The 15,655-nt window shown below is 33.2% G+C and carries 10 protein-coding genes and 1 tRNA gene; 4 read left to right on the top strand and 7 right to left on the bottom strand.

What is annotated here, in order from left to right:
- Positions 1-3: 3 nt before the first annotated feature.
- Together B2X73_RS10790 and B2X73_RS10795 are read right to left on the bottom strand one after the other, a co-directional pair.
- A complete protein-coding gene (locus B2X73_RS10790) occupies positions 4-2,142 on the bottom strand; it encodes a TonB-dependent receptor (protein WP_286495439.1) in 2,139 nt (712 codons plus the stop codon).
- 206 nt (positions 2,143-2,348) lie between these two features.
- The gene (locus tag B2X73_RS10795; RefSeq protein ID WP_286495440.1) at positions 2,349-3,290 is read right to left on the bottom strand and encodes an endonuclease/exonuclease/phosphatase family protein; all 942 of its coding nucleotides are present in this window, start codon (positions 3,288-3,290) and stop codon (positions 2,349-2,351) included.
- A 62-nt stretch (positions 3,291-3,352) separates the two neighbouring features.
- On the opposite strand from B2X73_RS10795, the gene B2X73_RS10800 reads away from it, so the two are divergent.
- Genes B2X73_RS10800 through B2X73_RS10810 form a run of 3 tightly spaced genes read left to right on the top strand, consistent with a single transcriptional unit; the run spans position 3,353 to position 5,298 of the window.
- Positions 3,353-4,483, top strand: coding sequence for a 5-(carboxyamino)imidazole ribonucleotide synthase (locus B2X73_RS10800; RefSeq protein ID WP_286495441.1), 1,131 nt, complete (start codon positions 3,353-3,355; stop codon positions 4,481-4,483).
- A gap of 5 nt (positions 4,484-4,488) precedes the next feature.
- Positions 4,489-4,992 carry a 5-(carboxyamino)imidazole ribonucleotide mutase gene (purE, locus tag B2X73_RS10805; RefSeq protein WP_286495442.1) on the top strand — a complete coding sequence of 168 codons (504 nt, stop codon included), beginning with the start codon at positions 4,489-4,491 and terminating at the stop codon, positions 4,990-4,992.
- An 18-nt stretch (positions 4,993-5,010) separates the two neighbouring features.
- Complete coding sequence (locus B2X73_RS10810; RefSeq protein WP_286495443.1) at positions 5,011-5,298, top strand: hypothetical protein; 288 nt, start codon at positions 5,011-5,013, stop codon at positions 5,296-5,298.
- A gap of 77 nt (positions 5,299-5,375) precedes the next feature.
- Here the strand turns inward: B2X73_RS10810 and B2X73_RS10815 are convergent, their stop codons facing one another.
- The 3 genes from B2X73_RS10815 to B2X73_RS10825 all read right to left on the bottom strand — a co-directional run bounded on the left by B2X73_RS10815 (position 5,376) and on the right by B2X73_RS10825 (position 9,535).
- The gene (locus B2X73_RS10815) at positions 5,376-7,535 is read right to left on the bottom strand and encodes a SurA N-terminal domain-containing protein (protein ID WP_291096410.1); all 2,160 of its coding nucleotides are present in this window, start codon (positions 7,533-7,535) and stop codon (positions 5,376-5,378) included.
- A gap of 114 nt (positions 7,536-7,649) precedes the next feature.
- A complete protein-coding gene (lptC, locus tag B2X73_RS10820) occupies positions 7,650-8,234 on the bottom strand; it encodes an LPS export ABC transporter periplasmic protein LptC (RefSeq protein WP_286495445.1) in 585 nt (194 codons plus the stop codon).
- A 17-nt stretch (positions 8,235-8,251) separates the two neighbouring features.
- Entirely contained in the window at positions 8,252-9,535 is a 1,284-nt protein-coding gene (locus tag B2X73_RS10825) for an OmpP1/FadL family transporter (protein ID WP_286495446.1), read from the bottom strand.
- A gap of 247 nt (positions 9,536-9,782) precedes the next feature.
- Here B2X73_RS10825 and B2X73_RS10830 point away from each other — a divergent pair.
- A tRNA-Phe gene (locus B2X73_RS10830) sits at positions 9,783-9,855 on the top strand.
- A 140-nt stretch (positions 9,856-9,995) separates the two neighbouring features.
- Here B2X73_RS10830 and B2X73_RS10835 read toward each other — a convergent pair.
- Both B2X73_RS10835 and B2X73_RS10840 read right to left on the bottom strand, forming a co-directional pair.
- Positions 9,996-12,260 carry an aconitate hydratase gene (locus tag B2X73_RS10835; RefSeq protein ID WP_125349916.1) on the bottom strand — a complete coding sequence of 755 codons (2,265 nt, stop codon included), beginning with the start codon at positions 12,258-12,260 and terminating at the stop codon, positions 9,996-9,998.
- Positions 12,261-12,464: 204 nt separating this feature from the next.
- Positions 12,465-15,227, bottom strand: a complete 2,763-nt coding sequence (locus B2X73_RS10840) for a bifunctional aconitate hydratase 2/2-methylisocitrate dehydratase (RefSeq protein ID WP_286495447.1) — start codon at positions 15,225-15,227, stop codon at positions 12,465-12,467.
- Positions 15,228-15,655 lie beyond the last annotated feature (428 nt).

Below are 15,655 nucleotides of genomic sequence, written 5' to 3' on the forward strand. Positions count from 1 at the left end.
TTTTTATAAACGAATTCCAACTCCGCCCAAAACATTAATTCCGGCTTGTGGAAAATAATATCCTCCTCCATAATAATAACCGTTTGATTCGTATTCTACATCAAATAAGTTATTAATCAAGAACGAAAATTCAAGGTTTTTAATTCCTTTTACTTTTGTCGAATATCGAATCAAAAGATCCGAAACCAAATAACTATCTAATTTACCATCTGCTGGTTCTGTATTTGATAAATATTGTTCACCAACATACTTATTCGTCAAATTAATCAATACATTTTTGAAAGGAACAGCTTCAAAACCGAAAGCAGAAATCACATCTGGTGAAAGCGAAATTTTTGTTTTTCCATAATTTTTTATAGAAGAAATTCCTTTTTCATCCCAAACCTCCTCTTCGTAATTTATATTTCTATTTTGACTTAAAGTTAAATTTCCAAAAATATTCAAGTGATTCGGAATAACTTTATAATTCGCATCCAACTCTATTCCTCTTCTATAGCTATTTCCAGAGTTAACACGCTTTCTTGCACCTACTTCATTTAACTCTCCTGTTGCAACCAACTGATTCTGGTAGTCCATATAATACAAATTTGCATTCAAAGAAAGTTGTCCTACTTTTCTATAACCAAATTCATAATCTTGTAGAAATTCTTCTTTTGGTTTAGATTTAGAATCTACATAATCATTTCTCAAAGGCTCACGATGTGAAATACCATAAGAAGCATACAATACATTTGAAGAATTGATTTTAAAATTTATTCCAGCTTTTGGATTCACAAAATTGAATGTATCCGAAAATGGTCTGAAATCTTCCTCATCATTTTTCCCATTTGGCAAATATTTCGCATCATATTCAACATAACGGTATTGCAAATCACCAAACAATTCAAATTTATTCAATTGATACAATACTTTTGCATAAGCAGCCAATTGCTTTTTCACAGAACGATTGTTGTAATATTTGAAATCTTTATCCTTAAAATCTGTGCCTTTTACCCATAAGACATTTCCATAATGATCGCCATCATATTCGTTTGCAGATAATCCGAAAAATACTTTAAAATCATTTAGACGTTGATTTTCAACTTCAAGATTAAAACCATAAAAATCATTATCAAGATATTCACGATTAATTAAATTTCTTTTTTCTGAAGTTAAATAATCCAATTTATAACGTTTCAAACTGCGATTATTTTTATAGCTCTCGTAATAACCTTTACCTTTTGTGTAATGAAGTGTTAAATTTGATTTCCAATTATTCCCAAAATCTTGTAACCACGAAAGAAAATAATGATTTTGACGGTAATTATCGGTGTGATTTTTATAAAAACCTTCAACTTTTCCATTTTCGTCTAAAATTTCTCCTTCAAAATTATATGTTCTATCTTTTTTTAAAGTTTCAGCATCTACACCACTCCATGCCTGATACGTTTGTTCTTTTCCAAACATATTCTGAAATCTAAACTTTGTTTTTTCATTCAATTCATATAAGGCAGTAAAATCATAAGAGATTAAATCTGACCAAGATCTGTCTACATATCCATCCGAATTTATCTTAGAAAAACGTCCATCAATACTCAACTTATTATTTAGTATTTTTCCCGTACCAGCCTGAACTGTATATTTTTGCGTTTTATAATTTCCGAAAGAAACATTTGCTTCTGCAAAAGGAACGGTAGACGGATTTTGAGATTCGATATTAACACTTGCTCCAAAAGAAGCCATTCCGTTTGATGAAGTTCCAACTCCTCTCTGAATTATCATAGAGCTTGTAGATGAAGCCAAGTCTGGCATATTCACCCAAAAAACACCTTGAGACTCAGGATTATTAAGCGGAATTCCATTTAATGTAACGTTGATTGATTGTTCATTAAGTCCACGAATTTTGATAGACGAATAACCAATTCCTGTTCCTGTATCGGAAGTTATAGAAACAGACGTAGCAGAATTTAACAAAGTTGGAACATCTTGTCCCAAATTCTTCTTTTGTAACATTTTATCAGTTACCTTTTCAACTGTAATCGGAAGTTTTTCGACAATTGAAACTTCTCCTAATTGAATTTCTTCTTTTTGAATAGAATCTTTTTCTTGTGCATAAAGAATAGATGCACCAAAAAATGACAATAAAAAAATCGACCTTTTCATAATTAATTTTAAAAAATATTATGAAAGGAGCCATCTTACACTTTTATAATTTACGCGCGAATGTAATTTGGTGAAGTACCAGTTCCCTTAGCAGCATTACCTGCCCAGGTTCTTTGGGTATAATCTCAGCCTCTTAAAGAAGCACCCCTTTCGATTGAACTTCAAAGGTAATCTTTTTTTTGAAATTTAAAAATTAACCCAAATTCTTAATCTATTTTCAGTTCTGCAACAATCGGAAAATGATCTGATTTTATGTCATCTCCACGATAAAAATTGGTCACTTTTATTTTCTTTGAAACCCAACATTGGTCAATATTTGTACGGAAAATTGGAATAAAAGCATTCCAAGAATTATTCAATCCAAAACCAGAGCGCGCATCTTTCATTTTATCTGATTGCACCAATTTGAAATTCGGTGAATAAACTGTTGAATTCAAATCTCCAACTAAAATGATATTTTCATTCGGTAAAGCATCAATTTCCTGCTTCATCAATTCGTATTGTTTATTTCGTCTTTCAAAACGCGCCTGATTTGGTAAAGGCGGAACAGGATGCGTTACCAAAATGCTTAATGGTTTAGCGTCTACAATAATTTCCGCTAAAATAGAAGGATGCATTTCATCAATATAATTTTTTGTTGATACTTTAGAGAATGGAATTTTAGAATAAATCGCAATTCCAAAATTGTTACTTCTCACCTCTTCTTTATAATATGGATATTCTTTTCGGATAAACTCTACATGTTTTTGCCAAGCAGGCGTTAATTCTTGTAAAACAATTACATCACTTTTATCTTTACTTAAATATTTTTTCAAGTGTTGAAACTCTTCATTTTGAGAAAAAATATTGATTGACGTAATTTTAAAATTCGATTTTTCTCCTTTTGCATTTTCTCCAAAATAGAAATTCCCTATGTTTTTGTACGTAATAATTGGAATCGCAACCAAAGGAATCAACCATAAAATATTTTTCTTTTCTTCTTTACGAATCGAATAATTGTAAATCATACACAAGAAAAAGGCAATAATCAACGCATAAATAGAATATTGTGCCAACATATCGAAGACGAAATATTGATAAAAACTTTTACTTGTTAAATAAATTCCTAAAAATACAAAGAATAAAACTCTGCTCCATTTTGTTAACATCTCGTCAATACTTTTTTTGTTCTCGTAAAAATAGAAATTATATTATTCATTAACTTCGCAATATGATAAAAATCGGAATTTTAGGAGGAGGACAATTGGGGTATATGTTTTTGCAAAATGCATTGCAATATCCTTGCGAGATTAGTATTTTAGATCCAGCTGCTGATGCACCTTGCGGGCCACATGCGCATCATTTTGTACAAGGCGATTTCAAAGATTATGAAACGGTTGTTGCATTTGGAAAAGATTTAGATGCAATCGGGATTGAAATTGAACACGTAAATGTTGAAGCATTACGTTATCTAAAATCAATCGGAAAACGCATTGTTCCAGATCCTGAAGCTTTAGCTATTATTCAAGACAAAGGAATTCAAAAAGAATTTTATGTCAATAATAATATTCCGACTGCGCCTTATTTTGGATTAGATAATTGGGAAGATTTAAAATCAAAACAAGATATCAATTATCCGATTTTTCAAAAATCTCGAAAAGATGGTTATGATGGAAAAGGTGTACAATTCTTAAAATCTGAAGCTGATTTGGATAAAATGCTTCAATCTCCTTCAATTTTCGAAACGCCCGCCGATTTAGATCGTGAAATTGCGGTTGTTACGGTTGCCGATCATTTAGGAAATATTGTCACCTATCCAACCGTAGAATTTGTCATCAACGAAGAATATAATTTATTAGATTATTTATTGATGCCTTCTACACTTTCGAAAGAAATCACTGATCGAGCGGAACAAATTGCGCGTGATGTTGTAAAAGCATTGAAATCTCCAGGAGTTTTCGCAGTTGAATTATTCTTGAACAAAGATCAATCGATTTGGGTAAACGAAACCGCTTCTCGTGTTCACAATTCTGGACATTCAACAATTGAAGCTGCTTATTCATCACAATTCGATCAAATGTTAAGAACGTTAATGCAATTACCACTTGGTTCTACAAAATTGTTTACTACTTCTGCTATGGTTAACTTAATTGGTGCTGAAGGACAAACTGGACAAGCAGAAATCGAAAATATTGAAGAATTATTGACGATTCCAGGAACATTTTTGCATTGGTACGCAAAAACTATCACAAAACCAGGTCGAAAAATGGGACACGTTACATTGGTGAATGATGATTTAGAACAATTAAAACAAAACATAAAACAAGTTAATGCAACGGTTAAAGTCGTGGCAAAAAAGTAACAACTATGGTAGGAATTATAATGGGAAGTGATAGCGATTTGCCTATCATGAAACAAGCTGCTGATCTATTAACAGAATTAAATATCCCTTTCGAATTGACAATTGTTTCGGCGCATCGTACGCCAAAACGTATGTTTGATTATGCAAAAACAGCGCACGAACGTGGAATAAATGTTATTATTGCTGGTGCAGGAGGTGCTGCGCATTTACCAGGAATGGTTGCATCTATTACGCCTCTTCCTGTTGTTGGTGTTCCTATTAAATCGTCAAATTCTATTGACGGTTGGGATTCTATTTTATCTATTTTACAAATGCCAAATGGTATTCCAGTTGCTACAGTTGCAGTGAATGCGGCGAAGAATGCAGGGATTTTGGCAGCGCGTATTTTAGGTGCGACTAATCCTACTTTACAAGAAAGATTAATCAAATATCAAGAAGATTTACAAAAAGCTGTAGAAGCGAAAATTGAAATCGTGAAAGGCGAATATCCGAATGAGTTTGATAGGTAAGTTAATTTATTAAAAAATATGGAAGAAAATAATTTTTGGATATATTCAACTTATTTTAGTGAATTTATCAAACTCCTTATACAAGAATTTTATTTTCAAAAGGATTTAGATTTAATAAAATATAATCTTTTTCAAACTAATTTTGATAAAGATATATGGTTTGAATTATCGGAACCCGAATCTTATCATAAAATTGAAATTTCTAAAGACAATGATGATCGCGATATTATTTTCTTCAAAATCATAACAACTAAAGATAAAATGGATTTCGTTCAATCTTTTTTATCAGAAATTGAAAAAGAATAAATAATTATTTCCATAAACAAAAACTCCCAAACTATACAACTTGGGAGTTTTTTTTATAAAAAGAAATTTTTTAAATCTTAACGTAAAGCTCTATCGCGGTTATCAACCACATCAGCAGCTTGAATCAATGATTGTAACAATGTTTGTTGAAATTTACCTTGTAATTGACGGTTTAAATTATCCAAAATCATTGAACCTTTTTGATTCTTTTGAATTTGTTGGTTTGAAGGAATAATGTAGAAAACTCCAGCATTTCCTGCAATCGCCTTAGAAGATTGATTTGGTTTTACACCAAACGCAGCTCCTACAACTTTAGGTTCTAAACCAATTCCAGTTAAATTAGAATTAGAGAAGTTAACCGTAGCATTTCCTTTTTTCGCTCCGAATTTAGATGCAAAAGCATTCAATCCACCGTTTGCAACTTGCTCATCAACCAATTTAGCAACTTTTTCGTGCATCAAAACTGGCTCTACATATTGACGAACAACACTTGGATGTGCTAAACCTTTGTCAAATTTTTCAACTAAATGAACAACAATGTAATCTCCTGTAGAAGATGTAAACAAGTTTGTTGCTCCTTTATCTGTTTTCTTGTCAAAAGCCCATTTTAAGATATCTCCGTCCTGATCGTTTGGAATATCTTGACCAATCGCAGCATAACGCTCAATTCCTTCTGTTGTATTATTTAAATAACCACCTTTTTTCGCAGTATTTTTGAAATCATTCAATGATTTTCCTTCAACATTCTGAACATACGTTCTTGCATTTGTAAATGCTTTTTCTGTTGTCGCTTTAGAAGGCTCAATTGTTTTTACAATATTTGCAACTTGATAAGCTGTTTTGTTTTTCGCGTCATCAACTTTGATGATATGAAACCCAAATTGAGATTCTACCAAATCAACTGTACCAACTGGTTTTGTAAAAATAAATCCGTTGTAAGTTTGATCTAATTGATTGTTTTTTCCAACCCAACCAATGCTTCCTTTTTGTACAGCAGATGATTTATCATCCGATTTTGTTGAAGCAACTTCTCCAAAAGAAGCTGGATTAGCTTTTACCTCAGCTAAAATTTGTTCAGCTAATTTTTTTGCTTCGTCTTTTGTACGTTTTACTCCGTTTCCAGCAGCGCTTCCTGTATAAGAAACTAAGATGTGACTAGATTTTACAGAATCTTTTACTTCTTTCGATTTCGAAAGTTTGTATAATTGGTATGTATTTCCAATTTTGAAAGGTCCACCAATTTGTCCAACTGTAGCAGTTTTCAAGAAGTTTGTTGCTTCTGGTCCTAATTGAGCTTGTTCCAATTCTGCTTTTGTAAAATAATTTGGAATAAATGGTTTCTCAGAATTTTGAGTCACATAAACCGAATCACTTTTTGCAGAACCAAATGCTGCAATTGTATCTGTAACATTGTTTACTTCGTCATGAACAATTTGAGTTGACAAATACTTTTTGATGTTTGCTAAAGCAACAGCGTCATCAGCAGTCGAAGCTCCAGCAGGGAAATAAGTGTAGCTTAATTTTACTAAACCTTCTGCTTTGAACAATTTTGGATATTTCGCTTCGTAAGCAGAAATTTCTTCGTCTGTTACTTTTACATTTAATTTTTTAGCCAAAGTTGCGTAATCTACAAATGCATACTGAATATTTGCATTCGAAATATTGTATCCTTGTTGAATATCCGCTTCTTTACTTGTAACCGCTGTACCAGCCATTACATAACCAAAATATTTTTGAGATAAAATCTGTAATTTTATTTGTTCAGCAGTTTGCAACCAACCTCTATATTGTTGTTGCGTTTCTGGGCTTGATGCCGCATTCGCTTCTAATTGAGCAATCTGTTGTTGTGCTTCTGCACCAGATGCCATTCCGAAGTTTTGAGCTGTATAGCTCCAAAATTCATCATCAGAAACTTTTAAACCTAATTTTTCAGCATGTTGTTTCAACACTTTCTGACTAACTAAGCTGTTCCAAGTTTGTTGAGCAATTTGATTTGGAGTTGCAGTTTGACCTTGATTTTCGTACATCTTTTGTGTTTGATCGTACGCACTCTGATATTCTGCAATACCAATAGGTTCTCCGTTCACTGTACCAACTACAGACGGATCTCCAGTAAATAATTGTTTTATTTTTGAATTCTCTCCGAATAAATCTCCTGCAACGAAAGCTAACATTGCAACTCCGATTACCACGAAGATCAGCCAAGTTTTTTTACGAATTTCTCCTAAAACTGCCATTGTTTTATTTTAATGTTATTTCTATAATAGGTGGCGAAAATACGACAATACATTGAATAATAAAATAGAAGAAGCGACAAGTATGCGCTTTTTTGTTAATTTTTTTAACGCTCTTTAGAATTTTTGATTATCATCAACATACTTAAATCCTTGATTATTGAATAAAGTATAGGTTTCTAAATCGTCAGTAGCTTGCAAACCGTTTTTCGCTGTTAACGAATCGCCTTCCTTGCTAATTAAGTAAACTTCTTTCGATGTATAAACTGTTTTATTTTTCTTATTCCAAAATAATTGCTCGCTTTTCAACGAATCACCTTTCTCATTTACGATAATTACATTTCCTCTACCTTCGTAGATTCCTGTTACATCACTTAATCTTCCCCAATCTGCTTGAAAATAACCTGGTTTTACGCTTCCTTTTTGATAAAAATCAAGGTTTAAACCTTTTCTAAAAATCGTGTAAGGAGAATCTACCGTTTCGTATATTTCAATCAAAGGAGAACGCAAATTACCCGAAATTCTTCCAGAATCTTTGTTGATAATATTTGCATTGATAAGTGTTCGTGTTGGGAATTCTACCTTCTTTTTACTGATAGGTGGAAGTTCTTTTTTACAAGAAAAAAGCAAAACGAAAACGCTAATCAGACCAAATACAATACTCGGTTTAATTAAAAATTTTTCGTTTGCTTTTTTATACAATTTTTGTTTGTCCAAAATTAGTCAATAACTCTTTTTCTAAACCAAATATCGTTAATATCAAATCCAACTTTAACTCCGAAATAATTTTCTTTGATTAAGTTGTTTGTTGTTTTTCCTTTTTGTCCGTACTCTAACGAAATATTCATCATAGAACCATCATTTTGTTTTCCAATTGGAAATCCAAAACCTAAAGTTGCTCCATAAGCATTAATATCTGTTCCGTGAATAGAATACTGAGCTGATTGATAATACATACCAGCGCGATACGTTACACGATTAAAATAACTTTTGTAACTGTTATAATCTGGAATCCAATATCCTCCAACTGCCAAACGTACATTATTTTTGTAATCTACTGCAGAAGACATTGTAGTATTTTGACCTTCTAATGGTTGAGAGAAATCGTTCCAATTATTATATTTCGCTTCTACAGCTAACGACCACGTATTATCTTTAGAATATGATGCTCCTAAAGTAAATTGTTGTGGAATCTTAGTTTTTCCTTTATCAATTCTAATAATAGAAATTGTATCTACAGAAGATTGTGTTGTTCCGATATATGTGTAAGAAGTTGTAAGATCTGTAACATCTGTTCTTAACTCAGTTCCTAATGTATAAGTAGCACCAATGTTTAAATTGTTATTTTTTCCAATTTTCTTCGTATACATAGATCCTAACGTAAATTGAGCACCACGATAGTTCGATTTATCGCTATAATCTACAGCTAAACTTGCTCCATCTACAGCTAAAATCTCGTTACGTTGCAACTCTCCGAAAAGATAATTAACACGCAAACCTAAAGAAAATCCTTTTGAAAGATTTCTTGAATAAAAAGCATGAAGACTATTTAACCCTCCATCACCTTTCATCTGTACAGTTTGTTTGATATTATTTATCTCAGAAGTATTCATAATATCATATCCCAACGCTGTGTAAGGTTGAAAACCAACTCCGAAACTTCCTTTTTCACCAACTGGAAAAGCCAATGAAATATTAGAAACATTGAAACGACCTGCATTTTCTTTATCTGTTCCAGATTTGAAATTATAATTAGTTCCACTTCCACTTGCATTGAAAGTTGTCATACGCAAGTTTTGGTTTGCCGCCGGATTCGAAAAATTCGCACTTTGTCCAAAAGGATTCGTAGGAACCGTTGAGATACCGCCCATACCAGCTTGTTCAGTATTATTATCAAACAATTGCTCCCCTACTCCGTATGCCGAATAAGGTGAAACTGATATTGACTGAGCTTTTATTGTTACCACGCTAAATAGTGATAAACTACAAATAATCCACTTCATTATGAATGTATAATAGAATTCTAAGACGCAAATATGATGATTTGTTGCGAATTGTAAAAATTAGATTGCAAAAATGAGTTGTTAAATCTCTATTAAAATATTAAAACCGCTCTTTTTTTGCAAAGATAAAAATATTTTAAAATTTATTTCTCGGTAAATGAACAAGATAGCTTTTTCGTCTAAAAAATATTTTAAATAATGTTTGGTAGAACAGATTTTCGCTCTATATTTGCATCACAATTAAGGCGGTGCCTTAGCTCAGTTGGTAGAGCAAAGGACTGAAAATCCTTGTGTCCCTGGTTCGATTCCTGGAGGCACCACTGCTTAAAACCTCAATCATTTGATTGAGGTTTTTTTAGTTTTAATTTTTAAATGTTAATAATATATTAAAAAATATTTTCAATTAAAAAAAGCCGATGTAGAAATACATCGGCTTTTACTTTTTATGTTGAAATAATTATTACGCTTGTTGCGCTTTAATTAAATTTAATGCTGAACCAGCTTTGAACCATTCAATTTGTTGTGTATTGTATGTATGATTTGCTACAACTAAATCTTTAGATCCATCTGCATGAACAAACTCGATTGTTAAAGGTTTTTCTGGCGCAAATTCCGTTAAATCAATAAAGTTGATTGTATCATCTTCTTGTACTTTATCATAATCTGCTTTGTCAGCAAATGTCAACGCTAACATTCCTTGCTTTTTAAGATTTGTTTCGTGGATACGTGCAAAAGAACGTACTAAAACTGCAACAGCTCCTAAATGACGTGGTTGCATCGCCGCATGCTCACGAGAAGAACCTTCTCCATAGTTTTCGTCACCAACAATTACAGAAGGTACACCTGCCGCTTTATATGCACGTGCAGTATCTGGAACTGGTCCGTATTCTCCTGTTAATTGATTTTTAACTGAATTTGTTTCTTGGTTGAATGCATTTACGGCACCAATCAATGTATTATTCGAAATATTATCTAAGTGTCCACGGAAACGTAACCAAGGTCCAGCCATAGAAATATGGTCAGTTGTACATTTACCAAATGCTTTGATTAATAATTTAGCTCCAGTAATATTTTCACCATTCCAAGGTTTGAAACCTTCTAATAATTGTAAACGCTCAGAATTTGGATTTACGATCACTTCTACACGAGAACCATCTTCTACAGGTGCTTGATATCCATTATCTTCATAAGCATAACCTTTTGTTGGTAATTCCTCTCCTTTTGGAGCATCTAACATTACTTCTTCACCAAATTTATTGATTAATTTATCTGTTAATGGATTAAAATCTAAACGTCCAGAAATTGCAATCGCCGCAACCATTTCAGGCGATGTTACGAAAGCATATGTATTTGGATTTCCGTCCGCACGTTTTTTGAAATTACGGTTGAATGAATGAACGATTGTATTTTTTTCTTCTTTATCCGCACCTTCACGATCCCATTGACCAATACAAGGTCCACAAGCATTTGTAAAGATAACCGCATCTAAATCCTCGAAAGTTTTTAATAAACCATCACGATCCGCAGTATAACGAACTACCTCAGAACCAGGATTAATTCCAAAAGATGATTTCACTTCTAAACCTTTATCTAAAGCTTGTTGCGCAATCGAAGCTGCACGTGTTAAATCTTCGTAAGAAGAGTTTGTACAAGACCCTATTAATCCCCATTCTACATCTAAAGGCCAACCATTAGCTGCAGCAGTTTCTTTCATTTTAGAAACTGGTGTCATTAAATCTGGCGTAAAAGGACCATTCAAACGAGGCTCTAATTCAGATAAGTTAATTTCAATTAATTGATCATAGAAGTTTTCTGGATTTGCATAAACTTCATCATCAGAACGTAAATAAGATTTGTGAGCATTTGCAGCATCAGCAACATCATTACGATCAGTCGCTCTTAAATATCTTTCTGAAGCATCATCATAAGCGAAGATTGAAGTTGTTGCTCCAATTTCTGCACCCATATTACAAATTGTTCCTTTACCTGTTGCAGATAAAGACTCTGCTCCTTCTCCAAAATACTCTACAATTGCTCCTGTTCCACCTTTTACAGTTAAACGTCCAGCAACTTCTAAAATAACGTCTTTTGGAGCAGCCCAACCAGATAATTTACCCGTTAATTTAACTCCGATTAATTTTGGCATTTTTAATTCCCAAGCCATTCCAGACATTACATCAACAGCATCAGCACCACCAACACCAATTGCTACCATTCCTAATCCACCTGCATTTGGCGTGTGAGAATCGGTACCAATCATCATTCCTCCTGGAAATGCATAGTTTTCTAAAACTACTTGGTGAATAATTCCTGCTCCTGGTTTCCAGAATCCAATTCCATATTTATTAGAAACTGATTCTAAGAAATTAAATACTTCTGAAGATTTATTGATTGCCTCTTGTAGATCGGTTTTTGCACCAACTTTAGCTTGAATCAAGTGATCACAGTGAACCGTAGAAGGAACAGCCGTTTTGGTTTTTCCAGCTTGCATAAATTGCAACAAAGCCATTTGAGCAGTTGCATCTTGCATTGCTACACGATCTGGCGCAAAATCTACATAAGATTCTCCTCTTGTATACGCTTGTGTAGGTTTTCCGTCAAACAAGTGAGCATATAAAATTTTCTCTGAATAAGTCAAAGGGCGACCTACGATGGCTTTCGCAGCATCTACACGTTCTTGCATTTTTGCATAAACGCCTTTAATCATATTTATATCAAATGCCATAATAATTGATTTATTTAATTGGTTTTAATTTATCAAAAAACATACCCCAATATACTGAATTATTTGTAAACTACTAACTCTTTACCGTGCTAATAATCTTATTTAAAACAATTCTAACTTATTTATTTGCAATATTATATATTTATCACAAAAAAAGGCTAACACCGAAATGTTAGCCTTTATTATATCATTTTCTACAAACAATTAGTTCATTGAAATTGGTTTAAACTTTGTTAAGTTAATACCTTCAACTGCAGTTTTGTACTCTTCGATAGAAGGAATACGTCCTAAAATCGCTGATAAAACAACTACTGGAGTTGATGCTAATAAAGATTCTCCTTTTTTACCATCACGGTCCTCAACCACACGACCTTGGAATAAACGTGTAGATGTAGCCATTACTGTATCTCCTTTTTCTGCTTTTTCTTGGTTCCCCATACAAAGGTTACAACCAGGACGCTCTAAGTACATAATGTTTTCGTATTCTGTACGTGCAGTAGATTTTGGCAATAAGTCGCTAAACTCAAATCCTGAGTATTTTTGTAACATTTCCCAATCACCTTCTGCTTTTAATTCGTCGATGATGTTGTAAGTAGGTGCCGCAACAACTAAAGGAGCTTTAAACTCAACTTTACCATTTGCTTTTTCTACATTACGTAACATTTGAGAAACGATTTTTAAATCGTCTTTGTGTACCATACAAGACCCTACGAAACCTAAATCTACGTGTTTATCACCACCATAGTAAGTTAAATCGCGGATTGTATCGTGTGTATAACGTTTAGAAACATCAGCATTATTCACGTCTGGATCGGCAATCATTGGCTCTTCGATAATATCTAAGTCAATTACTACTTCAGCGTAATATTTAGCGTTAGCATCTGGTTGTAAAGCTGGTTTTTCACAAGATTTAATTTCCTCGATACGTTTGTTTGCTTTGTTGATTAAACCTTGTAAAACTGCATTTTTGTTATCCATACCTTTATCAATCATGATTTGGATACGAGATTTAGCAATTTCTAAAGATTCAATTAAGGTATCATCTTGAGAAATACAGATAGAAGCTTTCGCTTTCATTTCTGCAGTCCAGTCAGTAAATGTGAAGGCTTGGTCAGCTAATAAAGTTCCGATATGAACCTCGATTACACGTCCTTGGAATACGTTTTCACCGTCAAATTGTTTTAACATTTGAGCTTGAGTAGCGTGAACCACATCACGGAAATCCATAAATGGTTTCATTTCACCTTTGAATGTTACTTTAACAGATTCTGGAATTGGCATAGACGCTTCACCAGTTGCTAAAGCTAAAGCTACCGTACCTGAATCGGCACCGAAAGCAACACCTTTTGACATACGTGTGTGTGAGTCACCACCAATAATGATAGCCCATTCGTCAATCGTGATATCATTTAAAACTTTGTGAATAACGTCAGTCATTGCATGATATTCACCTTTAGGGTCACGTGCTGTGATTACCCCAAATTCGTTCATGAATTTCATTAATTTAGGGATGTTAGCTTGCGCTTTTTTATCCCATACAGAAGCAGTATGACAACCAGATTGGTAAGCACCATCAAGAATTGGAGAAATAACTGTAGCAGCCATAGACTCTAATTCTTGCACAGTCATTAAACCAGTTGTATCTTGAGAACCAACGATATTAACTTCAACACGAACGTCTGAACCTGCGTGTAATACTTTTCCATCTGCAACACCAACTGCATTTTTGTTGAAGATTTTTTCAACAGCAGTTAATCCTTGTCCTTCGATAGAAACTTCTTTTGAAGGAGCGAAAACTACAGGAGCTTCAATTCCTAAAGTTTTAGCTGCGAAAGTTTGGATTTTTTTACCAAATACGATAGCGTAAGAACCACCAGCCTTGATAAATTCCATTTTTTGTGGAGTTAAAGCTTTAGAGATATCAATTAATTCTTGATCTCCGTTGTATAACTTTTTCTCTCTTGTATTGATAGTTAATACAGTACCTGTTGCTACTGAATAAACTTCTTCTAAAATTGGGTCACCGTTTTCGTTACGAACAACTTCTCCGTTAGCGTCAACTTTTTTAGTCCAGTTTTTTAAATCGATACCGATACCACCAGTTACATCAACAGTAGTTAAGAAGATAGGAGAAATACCATTTGTACCCGCTACAATTGGAGCAATATTTACGAATGGAATATATGGAGATGCTTGTTTACCTGTCCATAAAGCCACGTTATTTACACCCGACATACGAGAAGACCCAACTCCCATTGTACCTTTTTCAGCGATTAACATTACTGAAGCGTCTGGATGTTTCGCTTGTAAAGCTTTAATTTCAGCTTGAGCTTCAGGAGTAATCATACATTTCCCGTGTAATTCTCTATCAGAACGAGAGTGTGCTTGGTTACCTGGAGATAATAAATCTGTAGAAATATCACCCTCAGCAGCAATGTAAGTCACAACTTTTATTTCTTCAGCAACAGCTGGCAATTCTGTAAAGAACTCTGCTTTTGCATAACTTTCTAAAATATCTTTTGCAATTGCATTTCCTGCTTTGTAAGCATCAGCTAAACGAGCTGTATCTGCATCGTATAAGAAAACTTGTGTTTTTAAAACTTCAGCAGCTTGTTTTGCAATTGCTTCATCATTTCCTAAAGCTAAGTCTAAAAGAACCTCAATAGATGGTCCTCCTTTCATGTGAGATAACAATTCGAATGCAAATGTTGGTGTAATTTCAGCAACTGTTGCTTCTCCTAAAATAATCTCTTTTAAAAATTTTGCTTTTACACCTGCAGCAGAAGTTGTTCCTGGCAACGTGTTATAGATAAAGAATTTAACAGAATCCTCGCGGTATTCGTTGTTAACATCTTTAATTTGATTAATGATTTCACTTAGTAATTCTGCACCATCAATTGGTTTTGGATGTAAACCTTGACCTTTTCTTTCTTCAATCTCGTTAAGATACTCTTGGTAAAGACTCATAATTATCTATCTTTTCTTTTTAATATTAAAGATTGTTTAAAACCAAGCTACTTACACCTGATTTCATCCAATCAAAATGAATTATATAATAACACTTCGCTGTATCGTCACATCTTATGCAAAAATTATTTTCAACAAAAATCATTTTTGGCATAGGTAACCACTGTTATCAGAATACAAACTAAGTATGTAATTTTTTCGAAGGGTAATTTTTAATAATTTAACTCACACAAACTCAACACTCATAAGCATTTGAGTCAGAGTTTTATTCTAAAACTTACATTAACAATCATCTAAACAAATACGCGTTTAGCTATAAATTGGTACACAAAATTACGTTTATAGTAAAGATTTTTCATCAAAGAATGATATATTTTAGTTATATTTCAATAATTTAGAATTATTATAAAAAAGGTCTAAATTTCACT

The sequence above is a fragment of the Empedobacter sp. UBA7252 genome, assembly GCF_002472765.1.
GTDB lineage: Bacteria > Bacteroidota > Bacteroidia > Flavobacteriales > Weeksellaceae > Empedobacter > Empedobacter falsenii_B.